The sequence below is a fragment of the Marinobacter sp. AC-23 genome, from assembly GCF_001858325.1.
Lineage (GTDB): Bacteria > Pseudomonadota > Gammaproteobacteria > Pseudomonadales > Oleiphilaceae > Marinobacter.
Window position 1 is genome coordinate 1 of the sequence record NZ_MBPP01000063.1, and the last position, 12,131, is coordinate 12,131.

Here is a 12,131-nt window from a genome sequence, read left to right on the forward strand (position 1 = left end):
GTGATTGACGATTACAGCCGGGAAGGTCTTGGCATTGAGGTAGACCTGTCACTGCCCTCTGAGCGTGTTATCCGGGCCCTGGATCAGATCATCGAGTGGCGGGGAAAGCCCATGCAAATTCGCTGCGACAATGGCCCAGAATACATCAGTGCCACCTTGGCCGCCTGGGCTAAGAGGCTCGATATTACACTGGTCTTTATTCAGCCCGGCAACCCGCAGCAGAATGCGTATATCGAGCGTTACAACCGCACCGTGCGTTATGACTGGCTGGCCCAATACCTATTCCACTCGATTGAAGAGGTTCAGGAATATGCAACGCAGTGGCTATGGACCTACAATAATGAACGGCCCAACATGGCCCTCGGAGGCATTACCCCACAACAGAAGTTGGCCATGGTGGCCTGATCTCTACTTTTGATGCCCTCTTAAAACAATGGAATGGACGCTCCCACCCGTACCGGCATCAAATGTGCGAAAGTGGCATGGTTTGCTGACTGGCGAACCAGCCAAGACCAAAGACCACGACGATCACTATCGCCATCAGGGCAATGCGCATTGATACTTTCTCGTTTAAAGCTTATGACCGCGCGTTCGTGGCCTGTGGCCTCGTGTGAACGTGCGAACGAATCGAAAAGGCTCGAATCAGGCTTTTGAGGCGTTGGGGGGAGGTGTCAGAGTGTCGAGGATGATGCTGAGGTAGCTATCGTGGAGATGAAAGGGCGTCAGGCTGGTAACCGGTTGTGTCGGCGCCCCTGCTTTTTCAGGAACCAGTCCAAATAACATGGCACTGCAGTTACCTAAACTGGCGGCAAGAGTGCAGTCCGCCGAGGCCATGTCACCACAGGCCATATCCTGTTCGGAATGCTCAGAAAGTTCACGTAAACCGTCGTCGCAGCAAGCCATCATCGCCATTTGGTCGGCTCGGGAGTGAGCGTCCGTTGGTTCTGTAGTGAATTGCCCGAACGCCAGCACTGGCTGCATCGCCATGATCAGCAACAGCAGGTTAATAACGGCTTTGTGAATCATCGAGCGTGGCAAATAGAGTGACTCAGATTATTGATTTTACGGAAATTTTCGAGATGGTAAGATGCACCCATCACAAAGGTCAACCGATTAATTGTCCGGATTGGCATTAGCTCCATTGCTCTATTAACTCTTGGACAGAACGACCATTGGGGGCACCATCAGGCATCTGTTGCCATACCTCAATTGCAGCGTTCATATCGTCACGAAGTCGCTTGAGCTCATTTAATTCCTGCTCCAGCCAGGAAAGACGGTCTGTAAATAGTGCCTTCAGATCGCCACTGAGCAAGCCATCTTCCATGGCTTGACTCAGAATGACTTTAATTTCATACAGGCTCAAACCCAGCTTATTAGCCATACGAATAAAACGTAAACGGCACAGGTCTTCCGAACCATACACATAGTAGCCATTTCTGGGATTTTGTCGTGGCCGGAGTAACCCTTCGCGATTATAAAAACGAACGATGTCCGGGGTGACTTCCGCCAATCTCGCAATTTCTTTGACTTTCATCGTCTCCACATCGCTCTCATGAAAAAATCCGGCACACCACGTGAGTACACCCCAGCATGATTATTTTGACTCGTGCTCAATCACCACAAAGAACAAACGATCGGTAAATCGAATCTGATCTCCGTCAAACTGACCATCGACTTCCAGAATACCCTGCTCAATTTCACCAGAAGTAAAACCTGCCAGACTTGACATAAACCGGGCCCGGAGCATTGTGTACCAGCGTTCCTTCGGGATTTCGACGTAATATGTTTCTGTGTTTGTCACAGTGTTAAGGCCGGGGGCAGAGATTTCTTCGAGGAGAATGTCAAGCTCTGGCTGACTTTCTGAGAAGGCCGTTATCCCCCGCGTAAAAAGGGGGAACTCGGGAAAACTGGGCCGAGTCACCACCAAAACACGACCGTCTGGCATTAAACTTGAGCGTATTTTTGTCCAGAAACTCTGACGATTCCGAATGTGATGGATCGATTCCTTGATAAGAATCCGGTCCAGTTGCACCTGCCTCTGGACAAATTTTTCAGCAGTCTCACAGTATGTTCGTAAGCCTCCGTACTGTTCTGCGTTCAAAAGCATGGCATCGGAAGGATCCACGCATATGGCGTCAGATTCATGCGGTACGCACTGCTTTAGAAGATGAGAAATATGCCGGTCCCCGCTCCCAGGTCCGCGAACCTGCTGCCAGGATGCATTCTCAGATGCCCAAGAGCCTTTCTCAGCATCCAGTTCCTGTAGCCATCGGTCAAAAGCCAAAGATCATCATAGTCCCGGGAAATTCTCGAAAACGCCGTCATTACTACCCCACATCGATGAAACCACTCTCAACGTTCTGATTTACTTCCTGTGCCTGTTCAGCCTTGTGTCAGACATAAAAGACGATGAAAACATCCTCTTCTTTTGCCTGTTCGGTGGGCTTATTACAGGCCATCTTGGTCCATCAGTACGCTCGCGGAACTACTTAATATCTATCGTCAAAGGAGCTTATCTTTGAAGCCTACTTTAAGGTCAAGAAATTAAACGTCGCACCTAATGTGCCGTGCATGGAGCGCGAGTAATCTCGACAGTTGGCATAATCTAAATATATTCTTTGAGGCCCCACCAATTAGTTGACGACAGCACTTGACCTTAAAGTAGACTTCAACGATAGCCTCACTTCGGTCGGCAAGATAAAGAAGACAGGAAGCGTCAAATCGTTTGTGGAAGGCGTTCCCAAAAGACAATCTTATCGCAGAAAAATCACAGACTTTTTAGCTGGCCAAATATTCGCATCTAAACCTCAAGATAGATTCAGAAGTTGGTGAATTAATTAAGCTCTCAATCAAACTCAAGGTGAAATAATGAAGAAACTTTTTATATTAGCGACAGTGGTTACTCTTTCAACGTCCGTACTCGCGGACAACATGTCAGATAATAAGGATATGAAGGCCATGCACCACCAAATGACGAGCAAACAGTCCATTGAAAACATTCTTCAGAATGAAGATATGCAGCGCTTGCACAAAAACATGACGCTTTATGCAATGTCCGAGGTAGGCATGGAGGCTCGCCGACAGATGATCAGTACCGAAGAGGGCCAGGCGTACCATAAGGCTATGGAAAATGGTCAAAAAAATACCGCAAGGTAATCCCTGCGGCAAAGCTGACTCGTGGAGACACAAGCGCCGACTGGCTCAAAAGTTGAGCCGACGGCGCCCTGACCAAGAGTAACTAAACCACACAAACCTGAAACCGACCTGAATTACTGAACCGGTTTTATGGAAAAGCAGGAGAACATTATGAAAAAAGTAATTATCGCCACAGCAATTACGGCTTTATTCTCTACTATGGCCACTGCCAATTCCGGTTTGGCAGATCGTATAAATGAAGCACGCAGTTACCCTAACAAAACAGTCAGTACCAAAAGCGCGAAAATGAGCTGCATTGAAGAGAAACAGCCCCACAAGGATATGAGTGAATCTTAGATTGGCCAAGGTAATTTACAGAAAATGATCCAGATAGTCATGCCTCGACGTCATACTCATTATTGATACGATGCCAGAGTGATTAAATTAAATAAATAGCCAACCACCTATTAATAATTGTGTCTGGCTATTTATTGCACATCTAGCATAGAATAAACTCTCCCCTAAACTTCCATCACCGCTCTTTCATTTGGCTCTAAAGGTCAACCATCGAAGATACATCTATTTGACAACCAATGACGTTAATAATGGACATAAAACTCATTGGACCAAAGATAGTACTTCGGTGACTATCCATGAAAACACGGGCTCAGCCCGTCGGTTAAGACTTCCCGGTCCGGCCCAAACCTGAGCGGGACTTGCCGATGAGTTTTGCAAGCCGGCCCACTCGCGGAATAAACCTTGGCACATCCTGCTGATAGGTTCGGTACTCCTCACCAAACTGCTCAATCACCTGTCGCTCTTCATTGCGTGCGAGCAGGCTGTAGGCAAGGACGACGATGGGGAACAGACCAACGGAGAACAGCGTCGGCCAGTGCACGATGCCTTCTCCGAACAGGATAAGAAAAAGACCTGTATACTGCGGGTGTCTCACCAAACCATAGAGTCCATCCGTTGCGAGCCGGTTCTGCTGAAGCGCACGGTGAAGTTCTCGCCATCCCTGAAGGAAAAGACCGATGCCGACCACCACCAGACCATAGCCGAGCAGCATCGAGATAAGCATTCCCATCTCGCCGATACCGAGCAGAGACGACCAGAGATTCGCGCTGAGCTCACTACCGTCCAAGTCAAAGAACCGAACCAGCAAATATACCGTGAGAGGGAAACCATACATCTCTGCGTACAACGCGATAATAAACGCCTGCACCACCCCGGCGCTCCCCCACTCGCGCCATGTTTTGGGAGCAAGCCAACGGTACATAACCCAGGAGATCAACACGATCATGATCGCAGCTATACCCCACGCTCCGGAATGCGCCATTTTCTCAGTCATGCTGAAGCTCTCTCCGTGCGTCAACGAATGATCAAGGCTAGCCTTTATCGGGCTTCCGCAACCTTTGCGTTATCGATTGGTTTGCGTCTCGACCACGCAATTAGTGCAAAACCTCCAAGGATCATGGGCAACGTTAACAACTGTCCCATGGTCATCCAGCCAAAGGCGATAAATCCCAGTTGCGGATCGGGAAGGCGAACGAACTCGACAGAAAAGCGGAATACCCCGTAAAGCAACAGGAACAGGCCGGACGTTGCTCCTTTCTGGCGAGGATGGCTTGAGAACCACCACAACACGGCAAACAGCGCGACACCTTCCAATGCAAACTCATAAAGTGACGACGGGTGGCGTGGCGCCGCTCCCATATTGGGGAACACCACGGCCCAAGGGACATCGCTGACCCGCCCCGGAAGCTCGTGATTGATAAAATTGCCAAGGCGCCCTGCCCCCAGCCCAATCGGCACCAGCGGTGCGATAAAGTCCGTAAGTTGGAAAAAACGCAGATTTTGTTTGCGGGCAAAAACCAGGGCGGCGACCAATACTCCGGCAAAGCCTCCGTGAAAACTCATGCCGCCTTCCCAGATTTTGAATAACCAGAACGGGTTGTCCGCCAGCTTGTCGAAGCCGTAAAACAGCGCATACCCCAGGCGCCCGCCCAGTATGACGCCTATCACGCAGTAGAAAATCAGCGTTTCGACTGCTTCGGTGCTCAACCCCAATCGATGAGCCGGTGACGTCCCAACCACCAGGCTGCCAGAAAGCCAACAAGGTACATCAGGCCATACCAATGGATTTGCAATGGGCCCAATGAAATCGCTATCGGATCGATTTTTGGATAGTTAAGCATTGGTTCTCAGATTCCTATTCATAAAAATGGATCTTTGTCGAGTATTCGGTCTACCTTCGCAAGCACCTCGTCATGCAATATCCGGTCGGCGAGTTTCTCACTTTTTACTGAATACATACGCTTCACCATAATCATTTTGTCTTGTGCTGAATCACCACAAAGAACACACGATCAGTGAAACGAATTTGGTCTCCATCAAGCTGGCCATCGACTTCCAGAATGCCCTGCTCAATTTCATCGGAAGTGAAGCTTGTCAGGCTTGACATAAATCGGGCCCGAAGCATTGTATACCAGCGCTCCTTCGGGATTTCGACGTAGTACTCCTCCGTGTTTGCTACAGATCTAAGGCCAGAGGCAGAGATTTCACTTAGAAGAACTTCGAGTTCCGGCTGACTCTCTGAAAAAGCAGTCATCGCCCGCTTGAAAAGAGGAAACCCGGGTAGGCTTGGCCGAGTCACCACCAAGATACGGCCATTGGAGGTTAAACCGGAGCTTATTTTTTTCCAGAAACTCTGACGATTCCGGATGTGATGGATCGATTCCTTGATAAGGATCCGGTTCAGCGGCATCTGCCTTTGGGCAAATACTTCAGCAGACTCACAATATGTCTGGAGACCTCTGTATTGTCCGGCGTTCAAGAGCATGGCTTCGGAGGGATCCACGCATATAGCGTCAGATTCAAGCGGTACACCCTCCTTTAGAAGGTGCGTGAATAAACCGGATCCACCTCCCAGGTCTGCGAACTTACTGTCTGTGTGAATTTTCAAATGCTCAAGAATCTTTTTCAGCATCCAGTCTCGGTAGCCTTCTGTCAAAAGCCATAGATCATCATATTCCCGGGATATCCTCGAAAAAGCCGTCGTCATTGTCTCTCTCCAATGAAGCTATTCTCCGTTGCCCCCAGGCAAGCCCAATGGATCTGGACCGTGCTTGTTGAGACGGCTGCGGAATCGATTTGAGGACACAGAAGCACTGACTTCGGCGCTTCCGCGAGGCGTGCGCCCGGGTTTTAATCAGCAGCACGTGAGGCTCAGTTGGCGGATTCTGTATTATTTCCGACCTGGTTGACGCGTAACGCGCAGATACGGCGTCTGCTCATCCCATCCATCAGGAAACCGCTCTTTGGCTTCTTCATAGGAAAGCGACGGAACGATGATCACATCATCTCCGTTTTTCCAGTCAACCGGCGTGGCAACTTTGTGGTTGTCAGTCAGTTGAAGTGAGTCAATAACTCGCATGATTTCGTCAACGTTGCGGCCCGTGCTGGGTGGATAAGTCAATGTCAGACGTATTTTTTTGGCAGAGTCGATAATGAAAACCGTGCGAACGGTTAACTTGGGATCGGCTTTCGGATGGATCATGCCGTAAAGATTCGCGACCACCCGATCCTTGTCTGCAAGGAGGGGGTAGTTAAGCCCTGTACCCTGAGTACTCTCGATGTCTTTTGCCCAGTTATTATGGGAGTCAAGTGGGTCGACGGATACACCGATCAGCTTGACGCCGCGCTTGGCGAATTCGCCCTTGCGCTTGGCAAAGGCACCCAGCTCAGTGGTACAGACCGGTGTGTAGTCGGCGGGATGTGAAAATAAGACGGCCCAACTGTCGCCAAGCCATTCATGAAAATGAATGTTTCCTTCGGTGGATTGTACGGTGAAATCGGGTGCGGTTTCTCCAAGTTGCAATGTCATCAGCTCTATCTCCTTTGCTTTCGATGTCGTTCAAGGTTCAGTAAAATTGATATCTTTAAAATCAGCGGATCGTTTGTTTTCCCATCCAGACAATGAGCGTGCTGCATGAGAAATACGTCATTTTGTCTTGCCATCGCTGCTGTCTCGTGAAGCGGCAGCGAGCTGACGCCATCGGCCCCACTGGGGGATGAACATCGGCACCTGTCGCTGATAGGCGCGATATTCCTCACCAAACTGCTTCAGCACCTGCTGTTCCTCACGTCGTGCCAGCCATGTGTAGACAAGTACGATCACTGGAAACAGACCGACCGAGAACAGCGTTGGCCAATGCACCACGCCTTCGCCGAACAGGGCGATGAACAGTCCCGTGTACTGTGGATGCCGCACATACGCATACAACCCGTCTGTCACCAGACGGTTCTCCCCTCGTGCCTTGTGGACCTGACGCCATCCCCTAATAAAGAGCCCGATCCCGACGAACGCGAGCGCATAACCGAGCAGCATTGAGATCAACATGCCGGTTTCGCCCAGCCCGACCAGGGTCGACCATAGGCTGGCGCTGACATACTCACTGTCCAGGCCGAAAAAACGCACCAACAGATAGATGGTGAGCGGAAAGCCATACATTTCTGCATAAAGCGCGATGATAAAGGCCTGCACCACCCCGGCGCCGGCCCACTCCCGCCAGTTCTTTGGCGCGAAATAACGATAGAAGAACCAGGACACCAAAACGATAACGATCAGTGCGATGCCCCAGGCCCCAGAGTGGTTAAACAATTCATTCATACCTTGATTTACCTTTATGGCGACCGATTATCGGCATCGATGGGGTCGTCTGATCGTTTCAAGTATCGTTCTGGCTCGCCTCGCGCTGATACGCTTTCTGGTCATCTGCTCAGAGGGTTTTCAGGTACTCAATCACATCTTCAATCTCTTCGTCCGAAAGCTTATCCACGAGTGCCTGCATGGTCAGGGGTTTTTTTTATTGTTACCTCTTGGGTTCAAGTAATAAGTGCAGCAACCCGGCTACTTGGGATAAACGATACCCTTAATGTCAACTTTAAGGTCAAGACTTTTGTTGAGGACTTTCATTAAGTTTGGGTTACGTTCAATCTGAAATCTCGACGATGGTACGAGTGATAAAATCAACCATGGCCGGGCGGTCCCATTCCGTAGCTCCGACCAGGCGGCCGATCTCACGGCCTTCGCGATCAAGGAGCAACGTTGTTGGAGCGCCTCTATACCAAGAGTTGAAGCAGCCAGTGTAGACGGATCGATATACATGAGCAGATGCTTGATACTGGTTTCCCGATAGAATTTCTCAACAGCACCGCGCCCCGCATGGTCAATCGACAGAGCGACCACTTCGAATTGCTCGCCCCCCCAGCTGAGCCTGAAGTGAATCCAGCGTCGGCATTTCTTCACGACAGGGCGCACACCAGGTCGCCCAAATATTGAGCAACACCACTTTGCCGTGCAAATCTGCCAGCGTTAAAGGCTTGCCTTTTTTGTCTTCAAATGCGAGCTCGGGCAGATTTCGGGGTGTTTCCCAGATCAGAAAATCCTGGGGACCGACCGAACCTGGAACTTCCCCCGCAGTCGAAACGGAGGGGTTTAATGAAATAGCAAAAGCGAGCATTGCCGCCGGTACTCAGGCTACAGGTGTAGGTTGCTACCCACAGGGACTACTTACACTGCATCAGGCCTTCAATACGCGTGTGCAGTCGGCTCCAGAAACCATCATCGGCTGCGGCATTGGGGCCTATGGCGATGGCCTTGAGATAGGTCACCAGATGTTCAGGCTGGAATTTTAAACCGTGAAAACGGGCACGCATCCGTCCCTCTGGATCGATCACATGAGTGACTACACCATGTACCTGGACTCCGTCACCCGTGTCCGTGAATCGAACGCCGTACGCTTGGGCAAGTTCCGAAGTCAATCCTGCGGTTCAGCCTGGTTCGATAAAGAAAGTGCCAATTGCCGGGTTTGAGATCGAAATTCTTGCCGTAGGCGCGCATGTTTTCCCAGGTCCCAGCGACGTCTTCACGATCGGTGGCAATCGTGATGAAGACCACCTCTTCGCTCAGCCCTTCGTCTTTTTCCCCGGTCTGCAACTGCCGGATCAGGTTCATGTGCAAAGGACAAGCCTCAGTGCAGCGCGTGTAGAGAAAATCGAGCACAACGGTTTTGCCTTTTAAATCCGCCAGGGAGCCGATATTACCGTCGCTTTCGGTCAGCTTAAACAGAGGGGCCGGTTGGTCGACAAACTGGGCATAACGTTCTTTTTCATTTAACGACGCTTCGACATCCTCCATGGAGTGGGCATAAGCCTTGAGGCTCGCCCGGGGCGGCCATGGGAATCAGGAACTCCATGGACGCCGGGTTGGCGTTCACGTGCCAGCCCGGTTCAATGTCCAGTGCCAAAACGATTTCACCGGCATCCGCTGTCAGTGTTTTACTATCTCCAACAATTTTCTGGCGCACCTTATCGGAAGAATCTGCCAGCCCCGAACGGGCAATGGGTGCTGGAGCTTCAGAACTGGTGCGCTCCGTCTGGGTGAGACTGGCAATATTTACGGAATTGTTATCGATCAAAACGAATGCGGCCGCGCCCGCGATCAGTAAAACCGCTACGCCAGCCAGCCACACTTTGGTCGGGTCACCGTGCTTCATCCCTGGTATCTAAGGTTGTGAGTTTTCGGTGCGGCTGATTGCTTCAACCAGGCTGTCGGTGTCAAAGAGCCCGGTGAAACGGGCGATGTGACCGCTGGCTACCGGCCTCCCGCAGGATGGTCCGGACCTTGATGGGAATCGCGGGCAGAACGCAGGGGGTCAGTTGAGTAGCAAGCCTGCCACAATCGCCATCATAATCTGGCAGCGATAAGTAAAGAAGGAAGCTGATCCATTACTCAGCGGTTCCCCGCGCCCTTGCCAAACAGAATGTCATAACAGGTAGGCTCCCATCTTTATGGGTTAGGTAGTAGCAAACGGCTTGCACTATCCAAAGAGTCTGGATCCGGTTTTTACTGCTGGAACGCGTTCTTGCGCACCCCGCATCGGGCCAAAAGCAGTTTCGCAATAATCGGCAACAGGGTAATGCCGCTGACGAGAATCAGGATTATCGTCACCAGTCCGGACTCAGTTGCCATTAGCAATCCGCCAAATGCTGTAATCAAATAGGCCGCCGGAATAACACCGGCCAAAGTTGCGACTACGAAGCGCCAGAAAGCGAGCGGCGTCAGACCCGCTGCGTAGCTGACCGCATCAAATGAGATAAAGGGCACCAGCCTTGATGCAAAAATAATTAACATCAAAGTACTCTGAGAGCGGTCCTTGCTTAGCCAGTTCAACACGGGGCGCACTCGACTCCAGCGATGTATAACGTCGTAACCCAGGGAACGGGCAATGGTGAAGGCTATCAGGCGCCGGCCTCGGCCCCGACAACCACGAACACCGTCCCCCAGAAGGAACCATAAACCGCCCCGGCGACCATGGCGACCGGGGCGCTGGGGATCGGGCTCAGGACGATGGCCATGATCATCAGGCCGATGATGCCCACCGGTCCCCAATACCCCAGTTGATCGATCCATTCTCGTAACGCGATCTTGTTGGTCACTGTAGCCAGCACTCCAGTCTCCAGCATGATCCAGTAGATCGCCACCAGAGCAACCAGCAGAAGCAGAACGCCAACTACTTTTGCTTTTGCGTTCAACCTTAGCCCCGTATTTGCCTCTGGCTCCCGATGGATTTCATGCTCCCGAGTGGTATTCATAATCCCTCTGGTGTTCTTCTTCGTGCTTCCAGAATCATCTTTGGTTCCGGAAAACAGGTGCTTGACGAGGGCTGCGACGCCAAGCGCAAGGGCGACGATGAGCAAAAGGGATATCAAGCCCATTTCCGCCATTCCAAGCGTGCATGCCTCACTTGTCATCCTGTCAATCTCCTGTTTCTGTGTGCCAGGTCTCTTATGAGACGCTGGCTTGTGCTGCTCCGCTGTCGCTTACGTTGCTTGCCGCAGAGTCTCTGCTATCGGATTTAAACCGGCCAAGCCGGAGGGAGTTGGTCACCACAAATACGCTGGAAAGGCTCATGGCCCCAGCGGCCAGCATGGGATTGAGCAGATAGCCGGTAAACGGGAACAGAACACCCGCTGCCACCGGAATAAGTGCCAGGTTATACCCGTAGGCCCAGGCAAAATTGCCGAGGATCGTTCTGCGGGTGCGCCGTGAAAGCGCTGTCGCATCCACAATTCCCCGGAGGTCGCCGCGCATCAGAACCACATCGCCAGCCTCAATGGCAATATCAGTACCCGTTCCGATGGCGATACCCACATCGGCCTGGGCCAATGCCGGGGCATCGTTGATGCCGTCACCGACGAAAGCGACCCGTGCACCGTCTTCCTGCAGACGCTTTACCTCTGCTGCTTTCTGGTCTGGCAATACCTCCGCAAGCACCCGTTCAATACCCGCCTGCCGCGCGATGGCCTCGGCGGTAGCGCGATTGTCACCGGTGAGCATGGCCACACTCAGCCCTGCGGCCTTAAGCGCAGCAATCGCCTCCAACGAACCATCCTTAAGCGGATCGGCCACTGCAATCAACGCGGCGAGGCGGCCGTCGACGGCAACATAAAGCGGGCTTTTCGCCTTTTCGGCGAGTGACACCGCACTGTCGGCAACACTGGCCAAATCGATACGGAGGCGATGCATATAACGGTCCGCGCCCACATTGATCCGGTGGCCGGTAACCTGTGCCTGGATCCCGTAGCCCGGCTCTGCCTGGAATTCACTGACCGCTGGCAACGTGAGTCCCCGATCCCTGGCGCCCTTGACGATGGCTTCCCCAATGGGATGCTCGCTTTCGGTTTCTACAGCCGCGACCCAGGCCAACACCTCATCCTCGCGGCCCTCCACCAGAATGAAATCCGTCAGCTCGGGCCGGCCCCGGGTCAGGGTGCCGGTCTTGTCGAGGACGATGGTGTCCATTCGAGCCAGTGTCTCCAGGGCTGCCCCTTTGCGGAACAGCACGCCCATTTCGGCGCCCTTGCCGGTTCCGACCATAATGGCCGTCGGCGTGGCCAGCCCCATCGCGCAGGGACAGGCGATCAGCAGC

Annotated in this window: 17 protein-coding genes and 2 pseudogenes; 3 read left to right on the forward strand and 16 right to left on the reverse strand. The window is 52.1% G+C overall.

Annotated elements, in window-relative coordinates:
- A partial coding sequence (locus BCA33_RS16340; protein WP_139173039.1) for an integrase core domain-containing protein occupies positions 1-405 on the forward strand: 405 nt, incomplete at its 5' end.
- A 237-nt stretch (positions 406-642) separates the two neighbouring features.
- Here BCA33_RS16340 and BCA33_RS16345 read toward each other — a convergent pair.
- The 4 genes and pseudogenes from BCA33_RS16345 to BCA33_RS22905 all read right to left on the reverse strand — a co-directional run.
- Positions 643-1,026: a hypothetical protein gene (locus tag BCA33_RS16345; protein ID WP_071267524.1), complete on the reverse strand. Its 384-nt coding sequence runs from the start codon at positions 1,024-1,026 to the stop codon at positions 643-645.
- A gap of 106 nt (positions 1,027-1,132) precedes the next feature.
- Positions 1,133-1,534, reverse strand: a complete 402-nt coding sequence (locus BCA33_RS16350; protein WP_071267526.1) for a MerR family transcriptional regulator — start codon at positions 1,532-1,534, stop codon at positions 1,133-1,135.
- 60 nt (positions 1,535-1,594) lie between these two features.
- Positions 1,595-1,729 carry a hypothetical protein gene (locus tag BCA33_RS22575; protein WP_302848228.1) on the reverse strand — a complete coding sequence of 45 codons (135 nt, stop codon included), beginning with the start codon at positions 1,727-1,729 and terminating at the stop codon, positions 1,595-1,597.
- 207 nt (positions 1,730-1,936) lie between these two features.
- Positions 1,937-2,284: pseudogene (locus BCA33_RS22905) on the reverse strand (methyltransferase); the annotation flags it as partial.
- A gap of 584 nt (positions 2,285-2,868) precedes the next feature.
- Here BCA33_RS22905 and BCA33_RS16360 point away from each other — a divergent pair.
- Together BCA33_RS16360 and BCA33_RS16365 are read left to right on the forward strand one after the other, a co-directional pair.
- Positions 2,869-3,156, forward strand: coding sequence for a hypothetical protein (locus tag BCA33_RS16360; RefSeq protein WP_071267530.1), 288 nt, complete (start codon positions 2,869-2,871; stop codon positions 3,154-3,156).
- A gap of 150 nt (positions 3,157-3,306) precedes the next feature.
- On the forward strand, positions 3,307-3,492 hold the full coding sequence (locus tag BCA33_RS16365) for a hypothetical protein (protein WP_071267532.1): 186 nt from the start codon (positions 3,307-3,309) through the stop codon (positions 3,490-3,492).
- Between the two features lie 322 nt (positions 3,493-3,814).
- On the opposite strand, the gene BCA33_RS16370 is transcribed toward BCA33_RS16365, so the two are convergent.
- The 12 genes and pseudogenes from BCA33_RS16370 to BCA33_RS16415 form a co-directional block, all read right to left on the reverse strand.
- Positions 3,815-4,486 (reverse strand): isoprenylcysteine carboxylmethyltransferase family protein, encoded by a 672-nt coding sequence (locus BCA33_RS16370; RefSeq protein WP_071267534.1) that lies wholly within the window; start codon positions 4,484-4,486, stop codon positions 3,815-3,817.
- A gap of 44 nt (positions 4,487-4,530) precedes the next feature.
- Positions 4,531-5,333 (reverse strand): annotated as a pseudogene (gene lgt, locus BCA33_RS16375) (prolipoprotein diacylglyceryl transferase).
- 131 nt (positions 5,334-5,464) lie between these two features.
- The gene (locus BCA33_RS16380) at positions 5,465-6,124 is read right to left on the reverse strand and encodes a class I SAM-dependent methyltransferase (RefSeq protein WP_175469817.1); all 660 of its coding nucleotides are present in this window, start codon (positions 6,122-6,124) and stop codon (positions 5,465-5,467) included.
- A 258-nt stretch (positions 6,125-6,382) separates the two neighbouring features.
- On the reverse strand, positions 6,383-7,021 hold the full coding sequence (locus BCA33_RS16385; RefSeq protein ID WP_071267538.1) for a peroxiredoxin: 639 nt from the start codon (positions 7,019-7,021) through the stop codon (positions 6,383-6,385).
- A 117-nt stretch (positions 7,022-7,138) separates the two neighbouring features.
- Positions 7,139-7,807: an isoprenylcysteine carboxylmethyltransferase family protein gene (locus BCA33_RS16390; RefSeq protein ID WP_071267540.1), complete on the reverse strand. Its 669-nt coding sequence runs from the start codon at positions 7,805-7,807 to the stop codon at positions 7,139-7,141.
- Between the two features lie 559 nt (positions 7,808-8,366).
- Entirely contained in the window at positions 8,367-8,660 is a 294-nt protein-coding gene (locus BCA33_RS22180; protein ID WP_254774513.1) for a TlpA disulfide reductase family protein, read from the reverse strand.
- 46 nt (positions 8,661-8,706) lie between these two features.
- Positions 8,707-8,856 carry a hypothetical protein gene (locus BCA33_RS22185; RefSeq protein ID WP_254774514.1) on the reverse strand — a complete coding sequence of 50 codons (150 nt, stop codon included), beginning with the start codon at positions 8,854-8,856 and terminating at the stop codon, positions 8,707-8,709.
- Between the two features lie 52 nt (positions 8,857-8,908).
- Entirely contained in the window at positions 8,909-9,337 is a 429-nt protein-coding gene (locus BCA33_RS16400; RefSeq protein WP_254774515.1) for an SCO family protein, read from the reverse strand.
- Positions 9,309-9,695, reverse strand: coding sequence for a hypothetical protein (locus BCA33_RS16405; protein ID WP_175469819.1), 387 nt, complete (start codon positions 9,693-9,695; stop codon positions 9,309-9,311). The genes BCA33_RS16400 and BCA33_RS16405 overlap by 29 nt, the downstream gene beginning before the upstream one ends.
- A 350-nt stretch (positions 9,696-10,045) precedes the next feature.
- The gene (locus BCA33_RS22190; protein ID WP_254774516.1) at positions 10,046-10,384 is read right to left on the reverse strand and encodes a VTT domain-containing protein; all 339 of its coding nucleotides are present in this window, start codon (positions 10,382-10,384) and stop codon (positions 10,046-10,048) included.
- Between the two features lie 56 nt (positions 10,385-10,440).
- A complete protein-coding gene (locus BCA33_RS22195; RefSeq protein WP_254774517.1) occupies positions 10,441-10,953 on the reverse strand; it encodes a hypothetical protein in 513 nt (170 codons plus the stop codon).
- A 34-nt stretch (positions 10,954-10,987) separates the two neighbouring features.
- On the reverse strand, positions 10,988-12,131 hold a 1,144-nt coding region (locus BCA33_RS16415; protein WP_139173040.1), incomplete at its 5' end, for a heavy metal translocating P-type ATPase.

Coding starts and splice junctions, on each gene's coding strand:
- BCA33_RS16345 (WP_071267524.1), bottom strand. CDS start 1,026: ATGATTCACAAAGCCGTTATTAACCTGCTGTTGCTGATCATGGCGATG.
- BCA33_RS16350 (WP_071267526.1), bottom strand. CDS start 1,534: ATGAAAGTCAAAGAAATTGCGAGATTGGCGGAAGTCACCCCGGACATC.
- BCA33_RS22575 (WP_302848228.1), bottom strand. CDS start 1,729: ATGTCAAGTCTGGCAGGTTTTACTTCTGGTGAAATTGAGCAGGGTATT.
- BCA33_RS16360 (WP_071267530.1), top strand. CDS start 2,869: ATGAAGAAACTTTTTATATTAGCGACAGTGGTTACTCTTTCAACGTCC.
- BCA33_RS16365 (WP_071267532.1), top strand. CDS start 3,307: ATGAAAAAAGTAATTATCGCCACAGCAATTACGGCTTTATTCTCTACT.
- BCA33_RS16370 (WP_071267534.1), bottom strand. CDS start 4,486: ATGACTGAGAAAATGGCGCATTCCGGAGCGTGGGGTATAGCTGCGATC.
- BCA33_RS16380 (WP_175469817.1), bottom strand. CDS start 6,124: ATGCTGAAAAAGATTCTTGAGCATTTGAAAATTCACACAGACAGTAAG.
- BCA33_RS16385 (WP_071267538.1), bottom strand. CDS start 7,021: ATGACATTGCAACTTGGAGAAACCGCACCCGATTTCACCGTACAATCC.
- BCA33_RS16390 (WP_071267540.1), bottom strand. CDS start 7,807: ATGAATGAATTGTTTAACCACTCTGGGGCCTGGGGCATCGCACTGATC.
- BCA33_RS22180 (WP_254774513.1), bottom strand. CDS start 8,660: ATGCTCGCTTTTGCTATTTCATTAAACCCCTCCGTTTCGACTGCGGGG.
- BCA33_RS22185 (WP_254774514.1), bottom strand. CDS start 8,856: ATGCGTGCCCGTTTTCACGGTTTAAAATTCCAGCCTGAACATCTGGTG.
- BCA33_RS16400 (WP_254774515.1), bottom strand. CDS start 9,337: ATGGAGGATGTCGAAGCGTCGTTAAATGAAAAAGAACGTTATGCCCAG.
- BCA33_RS16405 (WP_175469819.1), bottom strand. CDS start 9,695: ATGAAGCACGGTGACCCGACCAAAGTGTGGCTGGCTGGCGTAGCGGTT.
- BCA33_RS22195 (WP_254774517.1), bottom strand. CDS start 10,953: ATGACAAGTGAGGCATGCACGCTTGGAATGGCGGAAATGGGCTTGATA.